The 23,497-nt window shown below is 63.9% G+C and carries 22 protein-coding genes and 1 tRNA gene; 14 read left to right on the top strand and 9 right to left on the bottom strand.

From position 1 onward, the window contains the following. Positions 1–624 precede the first annotated feature (624 nt). Positions 625–2,142, top strand: coding sequence for an MFS transporter (locus KIP89_RS03075; protein ID WP_250152173.1), 1,518 nt, complete (start codon positions 625–627; stop codon positions 2,140–2,142). Between the two features lie 170 nt (positions 2,143–2,312). Here KIP89_RS03075 and groL read toward each other — a convergent pair whose 3' ends face one another. Together groL and groES are read right to left on the bottom strand one after the other, a co-directional pair. Beyond that, positions 2,313–3,953 carry a chaperonin GroEL gene (gene groL, locus KIP89_RS03080; RefSeq protein ID WP_213753953.1) on the bottom strand — a complete coding sequence of 547 codons (1,641 nt, stop codon included), beginning with the start codon at positions 3,951–3,953 and terminating at the stop codon, positions 2,313–2,315. A 49-nt stretch (positions 3,954–4,002) separates the two neighbouring features. Beyond that, on the bottom strand, positions 4,003–4,317 hold the full coding sequence (groES, locus tag KIP89_RS03085; protein WP_213753954.1) for a co-chaperone GroES: 315 nt from the start codon (positions 4,315–4,317) through the stop codon (positions 4,003–4,005). Positions 4,318–4,617: 300 nt separating this feature from the next. On the opposite strand from groES, the gene KIP89_RS03090 reads away from it, so the two are divergent. Beyond that, a complete protein-coding gene (locus KIP89_RS03090; RefSeq protein WP_213753955.1) occupies positions 4,618–4,923 on the top strand; it encodes an usg protein in 306 nt (101 codons plus the stop codon). Between the two features lie 326 nt (positions 4,924–5,249). After that, the gene (locus KIP89_RS03095) at positions 5,250–5,879 is read left to right on the top strand and encodes an exopolysaccharide biosynthesis protein (RefSeq protein WP_250152174.1); all 630 of its coding nucleotides are present in this window, start codon (positions 5,250–5,252) and stop codon (positions 5,877–5,879) included. A gap of 56 nt (positions 5,880–5,935) precedes the next feature. On the opposite strand, the gene KIP89_RS03100 is transcribed toward KIP89_RS03095, so the two are convergent. The 7 genes from KIP89_RS03100 to KIP89_RS03130 form a co-directional block, all read right to left on the bottom strand. Beyond that, positions 5,936–6,418 carry a hypothetical protein gene (locus KIP89_RS03100; protein WP_213753956.1) on the bottom strand — a complete coding sequence of 161 codons (483 nt, stop codon included), beginning with the start codon at positions 6,416–6,418 and terminating at the stop codon, positions 5,936–5,938. Between the two features lie 210 nt (positions 6,419–6,628). Beyond that, positions 6,629–7,375 (bottom strand): SDR family oxidoreductase, encoded by a 747-nt coding sequence (locus tag KIP89_RS03105; protein ID WP_213753957.1) that lies wholly within the window; start codon positions 7,373–7,375, stop codon positions 6,629–6,631. Between the two features lie 471 nt (positions 7,376–7,846). Continuing rightward, a complete protein-coding gene (locus KIP89_RS03110; protein WP_213753958.1) occupies positions 7,847–8,593 on the bottom strand; it encodes a proteasome-type protease in 747 nt (248 codons plus the stop codon). Between the two features lie 87 nt (positions 8,594–8,680). After that, the gene (locus tag KIP89_RS03115) at positions 8,681–9,565 is read right to left on the bottom strand and encodes a transglutaminase family protein (protein ID WP_213753959.1); all 885 of its coding nucleotides are present in this window, start codon (positions 9,563–9,565) and stop codon (positions 8,681–8,683) included. 38 nt (positions 9,566–9,603) lie between these two features. Further along, complete coding sequence (locus KIP89_RS03120) at positions 9,604–10,548, bottom strand: alpha-E domain-containing protein (protein WP_213753960.1); 945 nt, start codon at positions 10,546–10,548, stop codon at positions 9,604–9,606. Between the two features lie 13 nt (positions 10,549–10,561). Then, positions 10,562–11,185, bottom strand: a complete 624-nt coding sequence (locus tag KIP89_RS03125) for a LysE family translocator (protein ID WP_213753961.1) — start codon at positions 11,183–11,185, stop codon at positions 10,562–10,564. Positions 11,186–11,314: 129 nt separating this feature from the next. After that, a complete protein-coding gene (locus KIP89_RS03130) occupies positions 11,315–12,736 on the bottom strand; it encodes a circularly permuted type 2 ATP-grasp protein (RefSeq protein ID WP_213753962.1) in 1,422 nt (473 codons plus the stop codon). Between the two features lie 202 nt (positions 12,737–12,938). On the opposite strand from KIP89_RS03130, the gene KIP89_RS03135 reads away from it, so the two are divergent. From KIP89_RS03135 to KIP89_RS03185, 11 genes are all read left to right on the top strand, one after another. Continuing rightward, positions 12,939–13,700 carry a competence/damage-inducible protein A gene (locus KIP89_RS03135; protein WP_213753963.1) on the top strand — a complete coding sequence of 254 codons (762 nt, stop codon included), beginning with the start codon at positions 12,939–12,941 and terminating at the stop codon, positions 13,698–13,700. Positions 13,701–13,791: 91 nt separating this feature from the next. Beyond that, positions 13,792–14,298: a xanthine phosphoribosyltransferase gene (gene gpt / locus KIP89_RS03140; RefSeq protein WP_213753964.1), complete on the top strand. Its 507-nt coding sequence runs from the start codon at positions 13,792–13,794 to the stop codon at positions 14,296–14,298. Positions 14,299–14,316: 18 nt separating this feature from the next. Continuing rightward, positions 14,317–14,706, top strand: a complete 390-nt coding sequence (locus KIP89_RS03145; RefSeq protein ID WP_213753965.1) for a hypothetical protein — start codon at positions 14,317–14,319, stop codon at positions 14,704–14,706. A gap of 81 nt (positions 14,707–14,787) precedes the next feature. Further along, on the top strand, positions 14,788–15,198 hold the full coding sequence (locus tag KIP89_RS03150) for a DoxX family protein (protein ID WP_213753966.1): 411 nt from the start codon (positions 14,788–14,790) through the stop codon (positions 15,196–15,198). Positions 15,199–15,223: 25 nt separating this feature from the next. Continuing rightward, entirely contained in the window at positions 15,224–16,918 is a 1,695-nt protein-coding gene (locus tag KIP89_RS03155) for a formate--tetrahydrofolate ligase (RefSeq protein WP_213753967.1), read from the top strand. A 72-nt stretch (positions 16,919–16,990) separates the two neighbouring features. Then, positions 16,991–17,075, top strand: a tRNA-Leu gene (locus tag KIP89_RS03160). 135 nt (positions 17,076–17,210) lie between these two features. Further along, the gene (locus tag KIP89_RS03165; protein WP_213753968.1) at positions 17,211–18,575 is read left to right on the top strand and encodes an O-antigen polymerase; all 1,365 of its coding nucleotides are present in this window, start codon (positions 17,211–17,213) and stop codon (positions 18,573–18,575) included. Positions 18,576–18,728: 153 nt separating this feature from the next. Beyond that, the gene (locus KIP89_RS03170; protein ID WP_213753969.1) at positions 18,729–19,865 is read left to right on the top strand and encodes a GumK N-terminal domain-containing glycosyltransferase; all 1,137 of its coding nucleotides are present in this window, start codon (positions 18,729–18,731) and stop codon (positions 19,863–19,865) included. 197 nt (positions 19,866–20,062) lie between these two features. Next, complete coding sequence (locus KIP89_RS03175; protein ID WP_213753970.1) at positions 20,063–21,151, top strand: glycosyltransferase family 4 protein; 1,089 nt, start codon at positions 20,063–20,065, stop codon at positions 21,149–21,151. After that, positions 21,144–22,319, top strand: coding sequence for a glycosyltransferase family 4 protein (locus tag KIP89_RS03180; protein WP_213753971.1), 1,176 nt, complete (start codon positions 21,144–21,146; stop codon positions 22,317–22,319). The genes KIP89_RS03175 and KIP89_RS03180 overlap by 8 nt, the downstream gene beginning before the upstream one ends. A 102-nt stretch (positions 22,320–22,421) precedes the next feature. Then, on the top strand, positions 22,422–23,483 hold the full coding sequence (locus KIP89_RS03185; protein ID WP_213753972.1) for an acyltransferase family protein: 1,062 nt from the start codon (positions 22,422–22,424) through the stop codon (positions 23,481–23,483). Positions 23,484–23,497: the final 14 nt, after the last annotated feature.

Consider the following 23,497-nt stretch of genomic DNA (forward strand, 5'->3'; position numbering starts at 1 on the left):
AAACACCGCGTGCGGGGCGCCGGGGACGGCGTGTCGGTTGGCTGAGTGAAGGCTTGCACCACCTTTTAAAACAAAGGTGCAGGCGGCCGCCGGTGGCGTCCGCCCCGGTGCCCCGCGCGCCCTTCATTGGGCGGATGGGAAATGGCGCAGAACCCCGGCCGCGAGGCGGCGCGGGGCTTTTGGTGTGGGCGTGAGGGCGGCGCTCTTGGGGCCGGGTGCGCCGGGACTCCATCCTTCGAGGCTCGCTGCGCTCGCACCTCAGGATGACGGCGCTCTTTGACATGACGACGCGTCGTCATGCTGAGGTGCCCGGCGGCAGCCGGGCCTCGAAGCACACTGGCACGCTCCATCCCCTCACGCCGTCATGGCCGGACTTGATCCGGCCATCCCCGTCTTCCCGCCCGTGCACCCGGCTTCAAGTCGTGGATCCCCGGGTCAAGCCCGGGGATGACGTGGTTCCATGAGGGAGCCGCCGCGCGGACCGGGCGCGGTGGTTCTATGAGGGAGCCGCCGCGCTGACCGGGCACCGCGTGTGGCTTTGGCTCGACGCGCGGGACGGGGCGGGTCATCGTGGCTTCACATCCGTGGCTCAAGGGAACCGGATGGAATCTCAGGGGAATGGGCATGGCTGGCGGGAATAAGGGGCGCTCGGTTCAGGACTATATCGACGAGACGCCGGTCTGGGCCGACGGTACCACGGTCGGGCGCGTGCCGATGACCGCCATGCAGTGGCGCATCTGGTGGCTGGCCGCCTTCGGCAAGTTCTTCGAGGGCATGGTCGTGTTCATGACCGGCGTGGCGCTGCCGCTGATCTCCGCCGAGTTCGGGCTGGGGGCCACCGAGCATGGCGTCATCGGCGCGGCGAGCCTGGCCGGCATTCTGGTCGGCGCATTGGCGCTGGGCGGGTTGTCCGACACGTTCGGGCGCAAATTCATGTTCGTGGTCGAGATGGTCATCTTCATGATCTTTCTCGTCCTGCTCTCGGTCAGCCCGACCTATCTCTGGCTCGCCGTGTTCCTGTTCGGTGTCGGCGTGGCGCTGGGCTGCGATTACCCGACCGCCCATTTGATCATCTCGGAGAGCATTCCCAGCGCCAATCGCGGCCGGCTGGTTCTGGCCGCCTTCGGCTTTCAGGCGCTCGGCGCGCTGGCCGGGACCGCCGTGGGTTACGTGGTGCTGGTCAATGATCCGAGCGTCACCGCGTGGCGGCTGATGTATGCGGCGGTGATCCTGCCGGCGGCGCTGGTCACGGTGGCGCGGTTCTACGTCACGGAATCGGCGCCCTGGCTGTTCGCCCGCGGGCGGGCGAGCGACGCGGCGCGCGAGACAGCGCGGCTGCTGCATCGCCACCCGACCTATCCGCACCATGTGGCGCTGAAGCCCTGTCCCACCGGGGAGGGCGCGCAGGGCCGTGCCGGCTCGCGCTGGCGCGACCTGTTCGGCAAGCGCAACCGGCGCGCTACCATCCTCGCCTCGGTGCCCTGGTTCATGCAGGATCTGAGCACCTATGGCATCGGTCTGTTCACCCCGACCATTCTCGCCGCAGCCTTTGGTCACGGCGCGGCGGTGAGCCACGACGTCACCGATATTGTTGCCGGGCAGGTTCTGGCGGCGGAAGGCGCGGCGCTGATCGACACGCTGCTGATCGCCGGCGTCGTGGCGGCGGTGATGCTGGCCGATCGGGTCGGGCGCATCCCCTTGCAGATACTCGGCTTTGTCGGCTGCGCGGCTGGGCTGATGCTGGCGGCGCTGTCGAGCTATTACGCGGATCCGACTCGCACGCTGCTGATCTTTGCCGGCTTCATGCTGTTCAATTTCATGACCAATATGGGCCCGAACGCGCAGACCTACCTGCTCGCCGGCGAGGTCTTCCCCACCGCCGTGCGCGGCAAGGGCGCGGGATTTGCCGCCGCGGTCGGCAAGATCGGCGCGGTGCTGACCGCTTTCCTGTTTCCGATCCTGCTCGCCGATCTCGGCACCACGGCGCTGCTGATCGGGCTGGCCGGCACCGCCCTCATCGGCGCCACCGTGACCTGGATGTTCCGGGTGGAGACGACCGGCGTCGATCTGGAGCGTATGCACCAGCACGATCTCGACACCGTGCTCGACAGCGCCGCCGGGGAGGGCCGCGAGGCGGCATGAGCCCTCGCGCCCTGATGCGCAACAAAAAGGCGCGGCTTTCGCCGCGCCTTTGAAGCTTGAGAGGTCCGAAGGACGTTCTCAGAAATCCATGCCGCCCATGCCGCCGCCCGAGAAGTCGGCCTTGGCCGACTTCGTTCTTGCGTCTTGCCGGGCGGCCTCGGGGACTGTCCTCAGAAGTCCATGCCGCCCATGCCGCCGCCCGGCATGGCCGGGGCCGCGGCGCCGCCCTTCTTGGGCAGGTCGGCGATCATGGCTTCGGTGGTGATCAGCAGCGAGGCCACGGAGGCCGCGTTCTGGATCGCCGAGCGCAGCACCTTGGCCGGGTCGATGACGCCCGCCTTGTACATGTCGACATACTCGCCGGTCTGGGCATTGAAGCCGTAGGCGTAGCTGTCCTTCTCCAGGATGCGGCCGACGATCAGCGAGCCGTCCTCGCCGGCATTGCTGGCGATCTGACGGGCCGGGGCCTGGATCGCCTTGCGGACGATGTCGACGCCGGTCTTCTGGTCGGGATTTGCGGTCACGACGGCATCGAGCGACTTGATCGCGCGCAGCAGGGCGACGCCGCCGCCCGGCAGGATGCCTTCTTCAACGGCCGCGCGGGTGGCGTGCAGCGCGTCGTCCACGCGGTCCTTCTTCTCCTTGACCTCGACCTCGGTCGCGCCGCCGACGCGGATCACCGCGACGCCGCCGGCGAGCTTGGCCAGACGCTCCTGGAGCTTCTCGCGGTCATAGTCCGAGGAGGTCTCCTCGATCTGCGCCTTGATCTGCGCGATGCGGCCCTCGATGTCGCCCTTGGCACCATAGCCGTCGACGATCGTGGTGTTCTCCTTCTCGATCACGACCTTCTTGGCGCGGCCGAGCATGGCGAGCGTCACGGTGTCGAGCTTGATGCCGAGATCGTCGGAGATGGCGGTGCCGCCGGTCAGGACGGCGATGTCCTGCAGCATGGCCTTGCGGCGATCACCGAAGCCGGGAGCCTTGACGGCCGCGACCTTGAGGCCGCCGCGCAGCTTGTTGACGACGAGCGTGGCCAGAGCCTCGCCTTCGATGTCCTCGGCGATGATCAGCAGCGGCTTGGAGGTCTGCACCACGGCTTCGAGAACCGGGAGCAGCTCCTGCAGGCCCGAGAGCTTCTTCTCGTGGATGAGGATGTAGGGATCCTCGAATTCCACGCGCATCTTCTCGGCGTTGGTGATGAAGTAGGGGGAGAGATAGCCACGGTCGAACTGCATGCCTTCGACCACGTCGAGCTCGGTCTCGGCGGTCTTGGCTTCCTCGACGGTGATCACGCCCTCATTGCCGACCTTCTGCATGGCTTCGGCGAGGAACTTGCCGATGTCCGAATCGCCATTGGCGGAAATGGTGCCGACTTGGGCGATCTCCTCGTTCGAGGTGACCTTCTTGGCGTTCTTCTTGAGGTCGGCGACGATTGCCTCGACGGCGAGGTCGATGCCGCGCTTGAGGTCCATCGGGTTCATGCCGGCGGCGACGGACTTGGCGCCCTCGCGGACGATGGCCTGGGCCAGAACGGTGGCGGTGGTGGTGCCGTCGCCGGCGAGGTCGTTCGACTTCGAGGCCACTTCGCGCACCATCTGCGCGCCCATGTTCTCGAAACGATCCTCGAGCTCGATCTCCTTGGCGACGGTGACGCCGTCCTTGGTGATGCGCGGCGCGCCGAAGGACTTTTCGATCACCACATTGCGGCCCTTGGGGCCGAGGGTGACCTTGACGGCATTGGCGAGGATGTCGACGCCGCGCAGCATCTTATCGCGCGCGTCGCCCGCAAACTTAACTTCCTTGGCAGACATGTCTTTTAACTCCGGTGAGGCGTTGCGACTTGCGTCGGGCGAGAAGGCGTCACGCCGCCTTCTTGGCGGAGGCGCTGTCGTCGATCACGCCGAGGACGTCGGATTCCTTCATGATCAGGTAGTCGACGCCGTCGATCTTGACCTCGGTGCCGGACCACTTGCCGAACAGCACGCGGTCACCGGCCTTGACGTCGAGCGGGACGAGCTTGCCGGCTTCGTCGCGGGCACCCGGACCCACCGCGACCACTTCGCCCTGCGAGGGCTTTTCCTTGGCGGTGTCGGGAATGATGATGCCGCCCGCGGTCTTGGTTTCCGCATCGACGCGCTTGACCACGACACGGTCATGCAGGGGACGGAACTTCATCGGTTCTCTCCAGAAAAGCTTGAACGATCATCTGGTGTCACGGCAGCGCGCCGGCCGATGACGGCTCCGATCACGCTGCCGCGAGGACATCTAGGGGGCGGGGGGGAGGGGCGCAAGGGTTCGAGGCGAAAAAACTAGCAGTCGAGCGAAGTGAGTGCCAGGGGCGCCGCCGCGCGCGTGTCAGCACTCCGACATATATGCTGCCAACGCCTTGATATTGAACATCAAATGTCTTTTTTGGACTTGTTCACGCAAGCGTCATGCGCTCACAATGGAGTCGTCAGCGAAAGGAGGTCCCGCATGGTCCATCATGAAGCGGCGTCGCCCGGCAGGCGTGAAGCATCCGCGGATTTCGTCCGGCAGATCGCCGGTTACGGGCTCACCACGGCCGAGATACTCTACCGCATGCCGGACCATCCGGCGCTGCTGCAGAGCTATCTCTGGCAGCATTACGACCTCTATCCCCATTTTCCCGAGCTGAACCGCTTCCTCGATTTCTGGAAGCGCGAGCTTGAGGGGCCGCTGCACTCGGTGACGGTGGCGCATTCGCGGCTCATCAAGCCGGCGGAGCTGCGCAGTGTCAGCGGGATGTTCCAGTTGCACTGAGACACCCCGCCCGCCGGGGCCGCCGCCGCTTACCGGGCGAGGAAGTTGAACGGTTTGCTGGGGCGAGGCGGGCCGACGTCTGCCGGACAGGATGGGGTGGTCTTGAGGTTCAGGCGGGCGGGCGTGGCCCGGGAGCGCGGCCGGGCTCGGCCATATCCATGCGGCAAAATCGAAGTCTTTCGGTCGGCTGATATAGATGCGCCGGGTCGGTCGCGAGAGCGCGGCGAGCGGCACGGCCGGGGGATTTGGCACGGGTGCCCTCTCCTTGCCGCTTTCGCCGTGCTATGAGGACGGCGCAAACGGGTGCCGTGGTGGTGTCCCAAGGCATGAATGAAGGCACCGGGCCGCCCGCCGTGGATCACCGCTCGCCCCGCACCTCGGAGTTGCTCTCCGCCCTCGTGACCGCCCATTCGGCGGAACGGATCGGCGTGGGCGAGATCGTTCACGCGCTGCGCAACCGCGCCTTCGGCCTGTCCATCCTGCTGCTCGGCCTGCCCAACTGCCTGCCCATGCCGCCTGGCATTCCGGTGATCTGTGGCGTGCTGCTGTGCCTCGTCGGGGCACAGATGCTGGTCGGGCGCGACGAGCTGTGGCTGCCGCGCTGGCTCGCCGCCCGCACCTTATCGCGCACGCTGCTGGAGAAGATCGTCCACGGCGCGCTGAAATGGATCCGCCGCTTCGAGGGCTATTCGCGCCCGCGGCTGGCCTATTTCTCCAGCGCCGCCGCGCGTCTTGTGCTGGGCGGGGTGGTGGTTGTGCTCGGCCTGCTGCTGATGCTGCCGATCCCGATCTTCGGCAATCTGCCGCCGGGCATCGCCCTGTGCATTCTCGGCCTCGGCCTCGTCGAGCGGGACGGGGCCTTCATCGCCGCCGGCCTCGTCGCCAGCCTCATCAGCCTCGGCGTGATGGGTCTGTTAAGCTGGCTGCTCTTTCAGGGCGCGCTGGCCGTCATCTGACCACCAGCGCGCAGAGCGGCTCGACCCGGCGCGCCGTCCGGGGTGTGCGGCGGGCGTCAGGCTTCTGCTGTTTCCGCCTCCTGATCAGACGTCGCCGAGACATTGGAGTCGATGTAGAGCGTCACCGCCGCCCAACTCGGCTTGACGTCGATCTTGCCGTCCGTGCCCCAGCCGCCATTGTCCTGACTGACCGTGAGCGACAGCGACTTGTCGAGACTGACCAACTGGAAGGCGTTGCTGCCGGTCTGGGTCGCCGTTGCCGTGAAGCTCTGCGATTGCGCCGCGAAGGTGCCGGTGAGCTGGAAGGAGGCGAGGAAGTTCGCGCCAGACGGGGTAACCGAAATGTTGAACGTTCCCGACCCGACCCAGGCATTGTAGTTGCCCTTCGCCATGAGAACGGAGGGGGTGAAGGTGACCACCGTGCCATTTCCGATGGTGGGGTTGAACGGCGCGATGATGCCGATGATGCAGGGCTGGTTGATGTTGGTGCCGGTCTTGAACGGATTCTTGGTCGGGTTGACGATGGTGAAGTCGACCATGGATGCCTCCCATATCGATTGACCCAGGGCGGTCGGGCTGCCGGCCCCGATCCGCCACGGCACGGCGGCGGGCGCCCGCCGCGTAGGTCGGCAGGGTCCTGTCGCATCGTCAAAGTGGCATCGAGACGCCGTCTATACAACCATAGCGAGCATGCAAGTCAATGCGAAACCCGCTCCGTCCTTACACGGCGCGGGTTTCGACGGGCGGTGTCAGCCTCGACCGACGAAGGGGGCGTTGGTGGCCATGATGGTCATGGTCAGCACATTCGCGTCGAGCGGCAGGCTGGCCATGTAGGCGACGGCGCGGCCGGCGTGGACGGGGTCGAAGGTCGGCTCGACCATGATCTGGCCGTTGGCCTGCAGGATGCCGGTCTTCATCTTCACCGCCATGTCGGTATCGGCATTGCCGATGTCGATCTGCCCGCAGGCGATGTTATGGGCCCGCCCTTCCAGCGCCACCTGCTTGGTCAGGCCGGTGACGGCATGCTTGGTCGCCGTATAGGGGCCGGTGAACGGGCGCGGGGCATGCGCCGAGATCGAGCCATTATTGATGATGCGCCCACCCTTGGGGCTTTGCGTCTTCATCAGCCTTATGGCGGCCTGCGTGCACAGGAACACGCCGGTGAGGTTCACATTCACCACGCGCTGCCAATCTTCCAGAGGGATGTCCTCGATCGGCATCCCCGGCGACCAGCCGCCGGCATTGTTGAACAGCACGTCCAGCCGACCGAAGCGGCGTGCGATCTCGTCGAACAGTGCGGCGACCGAGGCGGCGTCCGCCACATCCGATGTCACCACGTGAGCCCTGGCGCCGATCTCTTCGGCCACCGCCTGGAGCGGTTCGGCGCGGCGGCCGGTGAGCACGACGTCGAAGCCATCCGCCGCGAGGGCGAGGGCGGCGGCCTTGCCGATACCGGTGCCTGCGCCGGTGACGAGAGCGATGCGCGATGGTGTCATGTTGTTTTTCCTCCCCAGACGGTGACGATGAACCAGCGGCTCACTGGCGGCAAGATGACGATGCTACCTTCCGGGAACTCCTGTCAGCCCATGGCGTTATCAGGGCGACAGACAGTCGAGCGCGGTGAAAAGACAAGCGCCGCAAGAAATCACTGAGAGAGGAGAACGGTCATGCCCGCCATTCTGATGTGGCTCATCGGTATTCCGATTCCGCTTATCATCCTGCTTTATTTTCTCTTCTGACAAGAAGAGACGAACTCTGCGTCTGACAAGTCAGGCGCGAAGCGAGGGTCGCACATCTCAGATGCGCGGCCCTTCGCGCTTGTCATGGCGTGGGGAAAGTCTTCTGATCGATATGACCAGAAAAGGTGATTAAGCTCTTTTGCTGCCATCCAGCGCAGCGAAGGGCTCAATCCTATCGTTTGAACACAATCTCCATGCGAACGAGACTGCGCTGTACTCCAATATAACCTAGCGCGTGCGTCCATAGGGCGGGCGGGGGATCGACGTGTGGGCGGCCCGCAGCGCCGCCGACCACCGCTCGCGCAGATCATGGAAATAGGGCTCGCCCGGCTCGATGCGATAATTCAGCTCGGACTCACCGCCATCGCGACGCGCGACGAGAATGTCGATCGGCATACCGACGCCGAGGTTTGACCGCATGGTCGAATCCATTGAGATCAGGCCGGATTTCAGCGCGTCGTAGAGATCGGTGTCGAAGGTAATGGAACGGTCCAGCACCGGCTTGCCATATTTGTGCTCGCCGATCTGCAGGAAGGGCGTGTCGCTGCTGCATTCGATGAAATTGCCGGCGGCGTAGATCATGAACAGCCGCAGTCGGCCGCCATTCACCTGACCGCCAAACAGGAACGAGACATCGAAGCGGATGTCCGACTGCTTCAGCCCCTCGCCATAGAGGCGATGGACATGGCGGATGGCGCGGCCGACCAGTTGGGTCGCGCGGAACATGCTGCTGGCCCCGGTCAGCGTGTCCTTCTTGCCGGTCTCGGGGTTGTCCAGCCCCTCCATCAGCGTGCTGATGACCGCCTGCGAGATCGAGAGGTTGCCGGCCGTGGCGAGCGCCATGACATGGCGGCCCGGCTCCTCGAAAACGTGGAGTTTGCGGAAGGTCGAGATGTTGTCGAGCCCGGCATTGGTCCGGGTATCGGCGATCATGACGAGCCCGTCACGCACCAGAAGACCGCAGCAATAGGTCATGGAAGGCACTTCCCCCTGGTCGCATCCCCGCGGGACGCGGCTATCCACCCGCGCCCTTATAGCGGGGCGCTTTCGCGGCCGGCAACCTCAGCCCTGAATTTGCCGGCTCGACTGGTCGACATTGAGGGCGACGGAGAGGTTCTCCTCGCCGCCGCCATAACGGTTGCCGCGGACCGGCGCGGCGCCGAGGTAATCAAGACCGACGGCGAGGCGCACATAGGCTTCCGTCGGGCACTGGCGGTTGGTGGGGTCGAAGCCGACCCAGCCAAGGCCCTCGATATGGGCTTCCGCCCAGCCATGGCCGGCTTGCAGGCTGGCGCCCTGCAGGGGCTTTTGGCTCTGGCTCTGGCTTTGTCCCTGTCCCTGGCCTTGCGACGGGGCCTGCCCGTCGCTGACGATGTAGCCACTGGCATAGCGCGCGGGTATGCCGAGATGGCGCGCCCCGGCAATGAAGATGTGGGCATAGTCCTGGCAGACGCCGCGCTTCAGCGCGAAGGACTGCTTGGCGGTGGTCGTCACCTGCGTCGGCTCGGGATCGAAGGTCATCACCCCGGCGATCGCCTCCATCAGCGCGTGCAGCTTCTCGATGCGGTCGCCGACCCCGATCACCGCCTCCTCGCAGAAGCCGCGAAGCGTCGGGTCCGGGGCGGTGAGATCGGTCTCGCGCATGAACAGGGAGGGCGGGAACCGCTCCTTGACGCCGCGCACCACGCCGGCCGTGTCCTGCGTCTCCACCTCGCCGTCCACAATGACGCGGAGCTGCGCGATCGGCCCTTCGACGGCGAAGGTGTGGGTCAGGTTGCCGAAGGCGTCCTCATGGGCGCGCAGCCGGCAGCTCTCGGACACGTCGATCCGCCAGGACACGACATATTGCCCGTCATGGTTGCGGGGCGTGAGGCGCAGCGTCTGGATCGCGCCATTGGCTGGCGGATCATAGGTGTAGAGGGTGGTGTGGTTCACATGGATACGCATGACGCAGGCGCGGCCTCAAGGGTCCGATCAGTTCGGGTTCAGAGCAGATATTGTTCGGCAACGGTGCTGCCGAGACGGTTATTCTCGACGACGAAATCGTCGATGTACTCGTGTAGTCCGGTCTGGAAGACGTCGTCGATCCGGCTATTGCCCAGCCGGGTGAGGGTGGAGCGGGCAAGGCGCTGGGCCGAGCCCTGCCGGCCATAATAGGCGGCAATATCGTCGAGATAGCGCGTGATGTTCTGATAGCAACTGGTCAGCGAGCGTGGCATCTGCGCGTTGAGGATCAAGAGATCCGCCACCAGCCAGGGCTTCACGCTCTCGCGATAGACCCAGTGGAAGGAGGTCAGCGCCGACACCGAACGCAGGATCGAGGTCCACTGGAAATAGTCGAGCGGCCCGCCGACATGCTCGGAGTCCGGCAGCAGCACGTGATATTTGACGTCGAGGATGCGGGCCGTGTTGTCGGCGCGCTCGACATACATGCCGACACGCGAGAACCAGAAGGCGTCGTTGCGCAGCATGGTGCGGTAGGCCGCGCCGTCGAAGCGCAGTGAGGTTTCCTTGACGAAGGACAGGAAGCGGGCGAGTTCCTCGCGCGTCATGCTCTTGGTCGAGTAACGCTTCAGCTCCAGCCAGGCCGAGTTGATCGTCTCCCACATCTCGATGGTGAGCGCGGTACGCACCGAACGCGCATTGGTGCGGGCGATCTCGAAGCAGTTGCGGATGGAGGAGGGGTTCTCCGGCGCGAAGGCGAGAAAGGAGATGACGTTCTGCTCGGTCGCGTCGTCGCCATGGACCTGCTTGAACAGCTCGGCGCAGCCGGCGGTGAGCAGCGCGGAGCGCCACTCATTGGTCGAGCCGCCATAGGCCGCCGGAAGCTGGGCCAGGCGCTGCGTCACGTCGAGGATGCGGGCGAGGCAATCCGCGCGCTCCATGTAGCGGGCGAGCCAGTAGAGATTGTCTGCAGTGCGAGAGAGCATGGGAACCCGCGTTCTATTTCGCGTTACGCCAGGCGAGCGTCGCAACGCCCGCCCCGATCAGGAGAGTGCCGCCGATCCGATTGATGGCGGCGACGATGCGCGGCGTGCCGATGGCGCCGCGCAGCCGGCCCGCGATCAGCGCGTAGCCGAAGGCATTGGTGGCGGCGAGCACGAGGAAGGTGGTCTCGAAGATCGCCATCTGGGTGAGGAAGTCCCCGGCGGGATCGAGGAACTGCGGCAGGAAGGCAACGAAGAAGGTGATGCTCTTGGGGTTGAGCGCGGTGACGATCCAGGCGTGCAGCAGCATACCGGTAGGCGATCCCGCACTTGTTGCTTCGCTCACCAGCGGGGTGGAGCCGGCGCGCCAGAGCTTGATGCCGAGCCAGATGAGGTAGAGCGCGCCGACCCATTTCAGCACGGTGAACAGCGCCGCAGAGGTGGCAAGCAGCGCGCCGAGGCCGAGCATGGACAGCGTCATGGCGGTGAAGTCGCCGAGCGCGACGCCGGTGGCCACGGGAAGCGCCACCTTGCGGCCCTGACCAAGCGCATAGGACACGACAAGCAGGATGGTCGGGCCGGGAATGACCAGAAGGACGGCGGAGGCGGCGACAAAGGCCAGCCAGGTTTCGATCGACATCTGTCTCTGCGCTCCCACCCTGCATCATCCCGGTCGCACCGAAGCGAAGAGCCGGGATCGTTCACCAATTCTGCAGACGATCCCGGATCGGCCTGCGGCTTTCCGGGATGACGATCCGACCGCAGCCCCTCAACTCTCCTCCAGCACCCAGGTATCCTTGGTTCCACCGCCCTGGCTCGAATTCACCACCAGCGAGCCCTCTTGCAGCGCCACGCGGGTGAGGCCGCCCGGCACGATGCGGGTGCGGTCCGAGCCGGTGAGCACGAAGGGTCGCAGATCGACATGGCGCGGGGCGATGCCTTCCTCCACGAAGGTCGGGCAGGTGGACAGCGCCAGCGTCGGCTGGGCGATGAAATTGGTCGGGTCCTGCTTCAGCTTGGCGCGGAACAGCTCGATCTGCGCCTTGTCCGCGCGCGGGCCGATGAGCATCCCATACCCGCCGGAGCCGTGGACTTCCTTCACCACCAGCTCGTTCAGATGGTCGAGCACATAGCTGAGATGATCGGCCTCGCGGCAGCGCCAGGTTGGCACGTTCTTCAGCAGCGGCTCCTCGCCGAGATAGAAGCGGATGATCTCCGGCATGTAGCTGTAGACCGCCTTGTCGTCGGCGACGCCGGTGCCAACCGCGTTGGTCAGCGTGACATTGCCGGCGTTGTAGGCGCTCATCAGGCCGGGCACGCCGAGCGAGCTGTCCGGCCGGAAGGCGAGGGGATCGAGAAAATCGTCGTCAAGGCGACGATAGATCACGTCCACCCGGCGCGGGCCCTCGGTGGTGCGCATATAGACCACGTCGTTGCGCACGAAGAGATCGCGCCCTTCCACCAGTTCCACGCCCAGCTTGTCGGCGAGGAAGGAGTGCTCGTAATAGGCCGAATTGAAGATGCCGGGCGTCAGCACCACGACCACGGGATCGCTGGTTGCCGTGGTCGGGGCGAGCGATTTGAGCGTGGCGAGCAGTTCGTCCGTGTAGTTCTCGACCGGGGCGACGCGGTTCTCCGCGAACAGCTCCGGGAACAGCCGCATCATGATCTCGCGGTTCTCCAGCATATAGGAGACGCCCGAGGGGGTGCGCGCATTGTCTTCCAGCACGTAGAAGGTCTCGGAGTCCACGCGCACCACGTCGATGCCGGCAATGTGGACATAGAGGTCGTGCGGGACCTTCTGACCGTTCATTTCCGGGCGGAAGACGGGGTTCTGATAGACGAGATCCTCCGGCACGATGCCGGCCCGCAGGATGTCCCGCTTGGAATAGACATCCTTGATGTAGAGGTTCAGCGCCTTGGTGCGCTGTTCCAGCCCCTTGGAGAGCCGGCCCCATTCACCATTGGTGAGGATGCGCGGGATGATGTCGAACGGGATCAGCCTTTCCTGCGCATCGCTGTCGCCATAGACGGCGAACGTGATGCCGATGCGCCGGAAGATGAACTCGGCCTCCTTGCGTCGGTAATCGAGCACGTCAGGCGGAACATCCTTCAGCCAGCGTGCGAGGGTGGTGTAGGCGGCACGGATCGAGCCGTCCGCATTTGTCATCTCGTCGAAAGCGACGCTCATAGGTGCAAATTCACTCCCCAACTTCTGGAAGTTAGCTACAAACGTCGTGCCAGCGAAAGAGGCGGAACAAACCGGACGGCGAATATCGCCGTAGAATGTGCTGAATGCCTAAATTGCGGGCGGTGCGCCGCCTTTCGGGGCGGGTGCTGCGTTCATTTGCGGCGTTTCTAGGCGCCTTTGCGGAAAGCGGGAGTAGAATCGAATGGTCGGGCAAGCTGAAGCGGTGACGGCGGGGCTGCTGGTGATCGGCGACGAGATCCTCTCGGGGCGCACCAAGGACCGCAACATCGGCTATATCGCCGAGTATCTCACCGCTGTCGGTATCGACCTCGCCGAGGTGCGTGTCGTTCCCGATATCGAGGACGAGATCGTCGCCGCGCTCAACGCCCTGCGGACCCGCTACACCTATGTCTTCACCACCGGCGGCATCGGGCCGACGCATGACGACATCACCGCCGACGCTGTGGCCAAGGCCTTCGATGTCTCGATCGATGTCGATCCGCGAGCGCGGGCGATGCTGCTGGAGCGCATAGCCGAGGCCGATCTCAACGAGGCGCGGCTGCGCATGGCGCGCATTCCCGCCGGCGCCGAACTGGTGGCGAACCCGGTCTCCAAGGCGCCGGGCTTCTGGATCGGCAATGTCATCGTCATGGCCGGCGTGCCGACCATCATGCAAGCCATGCTCGACGAGGTGGCGCCCAAGCTCAGGACCGGCGTGCGCATGCTCTCCGAGACGGTGACCGCCAATGCCAAGGAAGGCGATATTGGCGGGCCGCTCAAGGCCGTGGCCGAGATCCATACGGATGTGAGCATCGGCAGCTATCCCTTCATGGGCGAGGATGGTCGGCCCAACACCAACCTCGTGCTGCGCTCGCGCGACCCGGCACGCCTTGCCGCCGCCGTCGCCGCCGTGCGGATGATGGTCGCCGAAGTCCACGCGGCGCGCGGCACTGTGGGAGCCTAAGCCGGGGAATTCTGCCCGGTGCTACTGGAGAAGCCGCGACGCTCCAGCTAATGCTCTGCCAATTGCACACGCAGCCGGGATCAATGCCTCGATGTCCGACGACCGCCAGAACAAGGCCTTTCCCGTTTCCTGGGACCAGTTCCATCGCGATGCGCGCGCGCTCGCCTGGCGTCTGGCCGGGGCGGGGCCGTTCGTCGGCATCGTCTGCATCACGCGCGGCGGGCTGGTGCCGGCTGCCATCGTGGCGCGCGAACTGGGGATCCGGCTGATCGAGACGGTCTGCATCGCCAGCTACCACGACTACAAGAACCAGGGCGAAACCGAGGTCATCAAGCCCATCGCCGACATCGTCACCGCCGCGGCAGGGCCGGGCGGGCAGGGGCTCCTCGTCATCGACGATCTGGTTGATACCGGCTCCACCGCCAAGGTGGTGCGCGAGATGCTGCCCAGGGCGCATTTTGCCACCGTCTATGCAAAGCCGGCGGGACGGCCGATCATCGACACCTTCATCACGGAAGTGAGCCAGGACACCTGGATTTATTTTCCGTGGGATATGGGTCTCAGCTTCCAGCCGCCGATCCGCGACGGCGTTGCCTGAGACCGCAAGGAGACGCGCATGGCCGGGCCAGACGAGATCAACCAGGGCGACGAGAGCGACGAGGCCTATGACGCGGCGTTCGAGACGCATCGCGCCGCGCTCTATGAGCAGCTTCTGACCTATGCCGACGAGCACGATCTGAGCGACGGCTTCATCGCCGACCTCGTCTCCGATCTTGGGCTGTCGCTGCGCATGGTGGCCTACGCCGCCGAGACCGAGAAGCCCTCGGTCGGCGGGCTGCGGCTCGACCTTGATCGCTATGCCCGTGAACTGGGCGAGGCCGTGCGCGACGCCAAGAAGTACGCCGCCGATTTCATCGCCGAAGCCAAGGCCACCCGCGAGCGGGAAGAGGCGGACGGCGACGAGGAGGGCGACAGTGCCGAGGGCGAAGGCGAGAGCCGGCAGTGACGGCATCGCGGTAAGGATCGCCAGAGTGCCGCGCTTGGGCTATGCCGATCAGCGCGGCACTCCCCTTAAGGAAAGCTACCGATGACTCCGGCGATCATTTCCACCATCCTGCGGGCTTCCGTCACCGCTTTCATCGCTCGTCTCCTGCTGGTGTTCATGTTTCTCGGCAGCGCCGTCTCCAAGCTTGCCGATTTCACCGGCGCCCAGGCCGAGATGGCCCATTTCGGCCTGAATCCGCCCTGGCTGTTTGCGGCGCTCACCATCATCACCCAGCTCGGCGGCGGCCTGCTCATCCTTGCCAACCGTGCGACCTGGCTTGGCGCCGGGGCGCTGGCCGTCTTCACCGCCCTCACCATTCCGATCGCGCATCATTTCTGGACCATGGAAGGTCCGATGGCGCAGATCGAATTCTATTTCGTCATGGAGCATCTGTCGGTCCTCGGCGGCATGCTGCTCGTCGCCATTCTGGCGGAGCGCACACGCGCCACCTGACCGCCTCTTCTCAACGGGAACCACGATGAACACCGCCGTGCGCACGATCGACCCCAACAGCGATGCCGCCATTGCCGCCGGCATCGAGCCGCGCCCGATCGAGGAGATCAGCGGCCGGCTCGGCGTGCCACTCGAGGCGCTCTACCGCTACGGGCCGTACAAGGCGAAGATCGACCTCGGCTTTGCCGGGCAGGCCGCGGCGAAGGCGGATGGCCGGCTGATCCTGGTGACGGCGATCAACCCGACCCCGGCTGGCGAGGGCAAGACCACCACCACGATCGGCCTCGGCGATGCCCTTTCCCGCATCGGCAAGAGCGTCGCCATTGCGCTGCGCGAGCCGAGTCTGGGCCCTGTGTTCGGTTCCAAGGGAGGCGCGACCGGCGGCGGTCACGCCCAGATCGTGCCGATGCAGGACATCAACCTGCATTTCACCGGTGACTTCCACGCCATCACCGCCGCGCATAACCTGCTGGCGGCGGCGATCGACAATCACATCTATTGGGGCAATGCCCTCGACATCGACGCCCGCCGCATCAACTGGCGGCGCGTGGTCGATCTCAACGACCGGGCGCTGCGCAGCGTCATCGTCGGTCTTGGCGGGCCGGGCAATGGCTTTCCCCGCGAGGATGGCTTCGATATCACCGTCGCCTCCGAGGTGATGGCGATCTTCTGCCTCGCCCGCTCGCTAGAGGATCTTGAGGAGCGGCTTGGGCGCATGGTGGTGGCGCAGAACCGCGCCCGCCAGCCGATCACGGCCGCCCACCTCAAGGTGACCGGTGCGATGACCGCGCTGCTGCGCGACGCCTTCCAGCCCAATCTCGTGCAGACGCTGGAGGGCACGCCCGCCCTCGTTCATGGCGGGCCCTTCGCCAACATCGCCCATGGCTGCAATTCGGTGATAGCCACCCGTGCCGCGCTGGGCCTTGCCGATTATGTGGTGACGGAGGCCGGCTTCGGTGCCGACCTCGGTGCCGAGAAGTTCCTCGACATCAAGTGCCGCCAGGCCGGGCTTACCCCGCGCGCGGTGGTGATCGTCGCGACCGTGCGTGCGTTGAAGATGCATGGCGGCGTCGCCCAGAAGGATCTCGGGCCGGAGAATGTGGAAGCCGTCGCGCGCGGCACCGGCAATCTCGTGCGCCATATCGAGAACATGAAGGCGTTCGGCTTGCCGGCAGTGGTTGCCATCAACCGCTTCACCAGCGACACGTCCGCTGAGATCGCCGCCATTGAGGCCGCCTGCGCGGCGGTCGGCGCGAGCGTGCATCTGTGCGCGCACTGGGCCGAGGGGTCGGCCGGCGCCGTCGCGCTGGCCGAGGAGGTTGTTCGCCTCGCGGACGGCACCTCTCATTTCCAGACGCTCTATGACAACGATCTTTCGCTTGCCGGAAAGATCGAGACCATCGCCACGCGCATCTACCGCGCCGGCTCGGTCGCCATCGAACCGGGCGCGTTGAAAAAGCTCGGCGAGTTCGAGGCCATGGGCTATGGCGGCCTGCCGGTGTGCATGGCCAAGACGCCGTACAGCTTCTCCGCCGATCCCAGCCGGCGCGGCACGCCGGAGGGCTTCGTCCTGCCGATCCGCGAGGTCCGCCTTTCCGCCGGCGCCGGCTTCGTGGTGGCGCTGGCCGGCGAGGTAATGACCATGCCCGGCTTGCCCTCACATCCGGCGGCGGAAAACATCTTCGTCGACGACACGGGCTTCATCGGCGGGGTGTTTTAGGCTTGCAGGGGCACGTGCCCTTGCGGCGCACGGCACGGCATGGAACACACGGCCCCGCCAGCGTGGGCCGGAGCGGGCGTGGCGAAACTGGTAGACGCGACGGACTTAAAATCCGTTTCTTCACAGAGTGCCGGTTCGAGCCCGGCCGCCCGCACCAGCCACCTGCGGCTGATTGGATCAAGCTTCCCGCTTGTGTTGCGCTGTGCCGGGGTAGGTGTCGGCTTTCGGCTGGGTGGGCGATGCGGTATCTTTGTCATCGCAGGCCGGGCCGCCATGAGACGAATCGGGATCGATGAGTTCAATCGACACAAGCATCTATGGTCGCGGGGTCGGTCGGCCGGTACCTGCCCGCCCACAGGGCGCGGCTCGGCGCAGATGGCCCCTGCCCTGGTGGACATCACCTTGGGGGATGCTGCTTTTCATCGTCCTGCCGATCTATCTGGCGGCCTGCTATTACAACGCGACCGTCTCTTACAATGTCGGGCAGCCGATCGACTTCGTCGATCGAGAGGCCGTTCTCATCGGTCTTTTCAGCATTGTTGTCTTCGCGCTGGGCTGCGGATTCGGAAGCTATGTCGGCTTCGCGTCCGGGCGAAGTGGCCCATTGGTGGATGGATTCACTGATACCCTGAGCGTGCGATATTTTCGGATGTTGCGCGTCTGTGGCTATCTTTCGATTTTGGCCTATGCGCTGTTCCTCGGCTCGCTGCTGACCCGCATGGACCTCATCGCGGCGATGCTTGCCGGCACCCGTGGCGCTTCGGCTCAATTGCATGAGGCTCTGGGGCGCATTCCGGGAATTACGTCTTTTATTCAGATTGGTTACGTTTTCTTCGCGCTGCTGGCGGGGCGGTCATTCTTCACCCGAAAACCGATTCCGTTCGACATTCTGGTGTTCGCCCTTGCAATTTTCCTTCTGACACTGGCGCGGTCGATTTTTGCCTCCGAGCGCCTCGCGCTGCTTGAGGTTCTCGCGGCCATTGCCGTTCTGCCGCTGAGTTTCTATTGGCGCCCCTCGCTGCTGCGTCTGCTCATTCCATTCATCGGTGTAGTTTTCGTTTTCGTATTTTTCTCTATCGCCGAATATTTTCGGAGTTGGCAGTACTATCAGAATTTTTATAATTCGTTTTACGACTTCATGATTGAGCGTTTTATCGGGTATTTTTCGACATCAGTAAATAATGGTGCTGGTGTCCATGCTCTAAATATAGAATTAACCTGGAGCCAGGCGTTTGCTTGGCTTTATAAATTTCCCATTATTGGAAATAAAATTTTTGGTGATGTTGCCGACAATTGGGGCTTGTATTTAACGCTTTACGGAACGTTGGAGTTCAATAATCCCGGCGGCATGTTCGTGGCGGTGAACGAGTTTGGGTTTTTCTTCGGTACGCTGCTCAATTTTGCCTTTGGCATGTTCGTTGGAGGCGCCTATGCGTCGTTCGCGAAGCGCAACCCCTATGGGGTCGTTCTCTATCCCTGCCTTCTGCTGGGGGTGAGCGATTTTGTCCGTATCTTCTATTTTGGCGGTGCGCGGCTTTTTCCGATTTTCATGTTCGCCGTGTTGATTGCCTATTATCTGAATCGGCCCGGGAGGCCCGCCATACATGCTTCCCCACAACGTTTCGGTGGAGGCCTCGCGGTCCAGCGCGACGCCTGATTTTTGACTTTCATGACAGGCGCGACGGGGCCATTGGTCGAGCCACGCAGCCTGTCTGGCACTTGCCTGGTCCCCATCCTGCATGTCTCCGCATAAAAGTGTGGGACCGCCGGTCCCGAGACGCGCTCTTCTCCTGCGCCTACAGGATTGTTCATGCCCAAGCTAACCATCGTATCGACCCACGTTTATTCGGGGCTCGGCAGGAAGGCGAGCATACACTTCCTGGCCGATGCCTATGCCCGGCGCGGCTACGCGGTCAGCTTTGTCTCAGTCGGTCGTGGGCCACTCCATCGCGTGCGCAACAAGGCGTACCGGACCATTCGCGCGACCGTTGGCGTCAATCAGTGGCGATCCTATGGGGGGGTGTCGGCCATCCTGACGGAACAGGCGCTGGAGATCATCAACCTGCGCAAGAAGCCGCTGAACGAGCTCTGGGGCCGGATTATCCAGATGAGCGGCTGCCGCATTGCCGCGCCGGCCCGGCAGGCTGTCATTGATGCGGATATCCTGATTATCGACAGCGGGGTCTCGCTGCTCTTTGCCGACGCGGTGCGGGCGCTCAATCCACACGCGCCCTTGGTGTTCAATGCCGCGGACATCATGGCCTGCATCGGGGCCCACCCTCTGCTGACGCAGCTCGAGCAACGCCTGGCGCTGAATGCCGATGTGACGCGCATACCAAGTCCGCTGATGCAGTCTCTGTTGCCGGCTGGAGCGCGCTGCCTCGTCGCCCCGCACGGGCTGGACAAAAGCGTCTTCGACGCGTGCCGTCAGTCGCCCTACAAGGACGGGACGATCAATATCGTTTCGGTCGGCAACACGCTTCACGATGCGGCGTCCTTCGACCTGTTCGCCGGCGCGCTTGAAGGCAACGTAATCCTGCATTGTTTCGGCGGATCGGTGTCAGCCGTCACCAGCCCGAACGTGATTTATTATGGCGAACGGCCTTTCGCCGAGATCATTCCCTATCTGAAATTCGCTGACGCCGGCCTCGCTGCTTACCGCGTGAGCGCGTCGACGGCCTACATGGCCGATTCAAGCCTGAAGATGATCCAGTACCGTTATTGCGGGTTGCCAGCCTTTGTTCCCAACACCATCCGCTGGAGTTATGAGGGCGTCATCACCTACACACCCGGCGACCGTGAGAGTATCGGCCGGGCGCTCATGCTGCTCCTTCACGAGAAGCGTGGCCGCAAGATCGAAGGCGCGCCGGTGCTCTCTTGGGACGATGTGGCTGGCATGATTCTGGCAGAACTCGATCGCTCGGCGGGACGCCGGCTCAGCGCCTGAGGGGGCAGGGCTGGCAAACCGCTAGCCTTGCGCCGCATGAATCAGGCGATGAAGGGTTGTCGTCATCTGGATATGGGATTGTGCGTTCGCGGCTCGACGTGCATCCACGTGCGGAGACGCGCTGCACAGGATTCCACTGCTGCGCGACACCTTACTAGATACCTCTTCGCCGTCCCGTCTTGTGAGATGTCCAACTGATGCTCGTGTCGATAAATGGCCGGTTCCTTGATCGACCGATCACCGGCGTTGAGCGCTATGGCTGGGAGATCATGCGCGCGCTCGATGGTCTCGTCACGTCCGGCCATCCTGATACGCGGGGCTTCGATTTCCGCATCCTACGGCCGAAAGGTGGTGCGCCCATCGATTTTCTGGAGGGCATCCGGCAGGAGTTTGGCGGGCGGGGGCATGGACATGCATGGGAGCAACTGTTTCTCCCGTTTCTGGCGCGCAAGGGGCTGCTGCTCAATCTTTGCAACTTCACCCCCCTGCTGAATGGGCGTTCCGTCACCGTGGTCCACGATGCTCATGTGTGGCTGATTCCGGACAATTTCTCCCTGCCGTTTCGGGCCTTCTACAAGGTGATGCTGCCGCTCTCGATCCGACGCAGTGCGCGCTGGATCACCATTTCACGGTTTTCGGAGAGCGAACTCCTGCGCTTTCGCGCGGCTCATCGCTCTGCCGATCGGATCGTCGGCAATAGCGGCGAGCATATATTACGCTCCGCCGATACGGCGACGGCGGCGGGCGGTGCGGAGGAGGCTCCCTTCGTGCTCGCGCTCGGCAGCCAGTCCCGCAACAAGAACTTCGCGCTGGTCCGCCGGATCGCACCGCGTCTTGCGGAGTTGGGCATTTGCGTCCGTGTGGTCGGCGGCACCAATGCCAGCGTTTTCTCCGGCGGCTCTGCCGAGCCGGAGAGCGGGACGGGCCTCGTGTGGCTTGGCCGTGTCAATGATGAGCAGCTTGCAGATCTTTACAGCAGGGCCGCCTGTTTCCTGTTCCCCTCGCTGTTCGAAGGCTTCGGCATTCCGCCTCTGGAGGCAATGATGCTCGGCTGTCCAGTGGTGGCTTCAAATCGCACGGCGCTGCCGGAAGTTCTGGGTGAATCCGCCGTGCTGCTCGATCCGCATGCCGATGACGCATGGGTAGAGGCGGTCGCTGAGATTGTCCGTGATCCGGTCAAGCGGCAAGCCTTGGTGGCGGCCGGCCACGAACAGGCGACACGCTATTCCTGGACCCAGTCCGCCCTCGGCATTCTGGCGAGTCTCAAGGAGGTGCAGAATGCTTGATATGGCGCGACAAACGACGATTAAAAACGCTGAGACGCGTCAGGGGCTGCGTGTCCTGCATGTCTGCGAGAGCCTGCCCGGCGGGCCCGCGAGCTATCTCAACGAGATCATTCCGTATCAGCGTGCCATATATGGCGCGGGCAATATCGCCGTCGTGGTTCCCGAAGGCCAGAAGCAGGCGCTCACCGAGATTGGCGGCCTTCCAGCCTATACTTACGCACGTGAGGGCCGCTCACCGCGCGATCTCACCCGCCTTTTCATCACGCTGCGAAACGCATGCCGCGACTTCCAGCCAAATCTGGTGCATCTGCATGGCACCTTTGCCGGTCTTGTCGGCCGACTGCTGAAGGTTACCGGTGGCACGCGGGCGCCGATCCTCTACTGCGCCCATGGATGGGCGGTGGACCCGGATCGTCCTTCGCGGGCACGGGTCTTTTTCGGCTGCATCGAATACATGCTGTCTTATGTAACAACCCGCATTATCAATATTTCGCCTCATGAGGAGGTGTTTCTGCGTCGTTGGGGCATTGGCGGCAGACGCTGTACGCTGATCGTCTCCGGCATCGCTGACCTTGCCGAGCCGCCCGCTCTGGTGGAACCGAGTGAGGTGGCCGGGGGGCCGCTCCAGCTTCTGTTCATCGGCCGTACGGACCCGCAGAAAGGCTTTGATCTCCTGAGTGCTGAATTCGACCGTGCCCCGGACGTCGATTTTCAACTGCGTGTCGCTGGCTCCAGTGTGGTCAGCCGCAGTCATGGCACGCCCGGACAGGACGATCCGCGCGTGAGCTTTCTTGGCTGGGTCGACCGTGACAGCCTGCCGGCCCTGCTGGATGCCAGCGATGCGCTGATTATGCCCTCGCGCTGGGAGGGGCTGCCGCTTGCCGCGCTGGAGGCACTGCGCTCCGGCAAGGCGCTGATCACCAGCCATCGCGGACCCTTCCCCTTCCTGGTGAAGGACGGCCTCAACGGTGTGATGATGAATATAGACGAGCCGGGCTTCTTCGCCCGCGCGATGCGCGGTATCGACCGCCCCGCGCTGCGCCGCATGGGCCGGCAGGCGCGGGCGGATTTCGAGGCGAAGTACCGCAGCGAGCGCATGAACAAGGAACTTGCGGCGCTGTATGATGAGGTGGTGGGCGCAGGCGTGATGGGGACGCGTCCAGCCTGATGCTTGACTGCCACCAGAGATTGCCGGGAGCGGGTCTACCTGACCATCGCTCAGATCATGAATTTTTCAGTTACGCCGGCTCATTGGAATAGAGATAATTGAATGTTCAATTCCGTCCAATATTTAAGAGCTATCGCGGCCCTTGCGGTTGTCCTGTATCACGAGGCAACCGTCATGAACACAAAGACAAACGTCGGCATATTTTTACTTGGTGAGTATGGTGTCGATCTATTCTTTGTTATCAGTGGCTTCATAATGGTTGTAACCACGCAGCGGCGCGAGGCGGAGCCGCTGAAGTTCTTTGGTAAGCGTCTGAAACGCGTCGTGCCAATGTATTGGATCGCAACCTTCTGCGTCGTGCTGGGGCTTCTGATTCTACCCAATGCCTTCAAATCGACGGTGCTCGACATCCCAACTCTCGTGATGTCGCTTCTTTTCATCCCGCATTATCACCCTGTTGTATCGCACCAGATTTGGCCGGTGCTCATCCAGGGCTGGACACTCAATTATGAGATGATCTTCTACTGCATCTTCGCACTGTCGCTGGTCATATCGCATCGCTATCGTGTTCTTTCTGTTAGCCTCATCATCCTGACACTCGTGACACTCGGTCATCTTGTTCACCCCACCAGCGCCATCGGCCGTACGGTGACCGGTAGTCTGTCACTCGAATTCATCTGGGGGGCGCTCATCGGTTATGTGATGACAGAGAAGCGCGCCTATCTTGGTCACCTCCTTCTTGGGCTGCTGGCGGTGAACGCCGTCTGCCAGGGGGTATCCATCGCGATGGGCGAGTTCAACCGCGCGATCAATGTCGGACTGCTGGCCGCCCTGGCGATGGCGACGCTGCTGTGGGTCGAGGAGCGCCATAAGATCTTCACCAACAGGGTGATGCTCTATCTCGCGGACGCCTCCTATTCGATCTATCTGTTCCACGCCTTCGGTTTGGGGGCCGTGCGCTTCGCCGCTGCCAAGCTCGGCCTTGATGTATCCCAGCCCTTGTGGGACGGCGTGACGCTTGTCCTTGGCTTTGCTGCCGGCGTGCTCCCGGGCGCGGTCATCCACTATGTGATCGAGCGGCCGATCATGAAGTTCAGGTTCTCGTCCATACTTCCCAAGCGCCGCGCGCCGCCTCTCCGCCCGGACCAGCCGCCTGTTTCCTGAACCGGGCCGCGCCT

It is taken from the genome of Ancylobacter radicis, from assembly GCF_018449475.1.
Lineage (GTDB): Bacteria > Pseudomonadota > Alphaproteobacteria > Rhizobiales > Xanthobacteraceae > Ancylobacter > Ancylobacter radicis.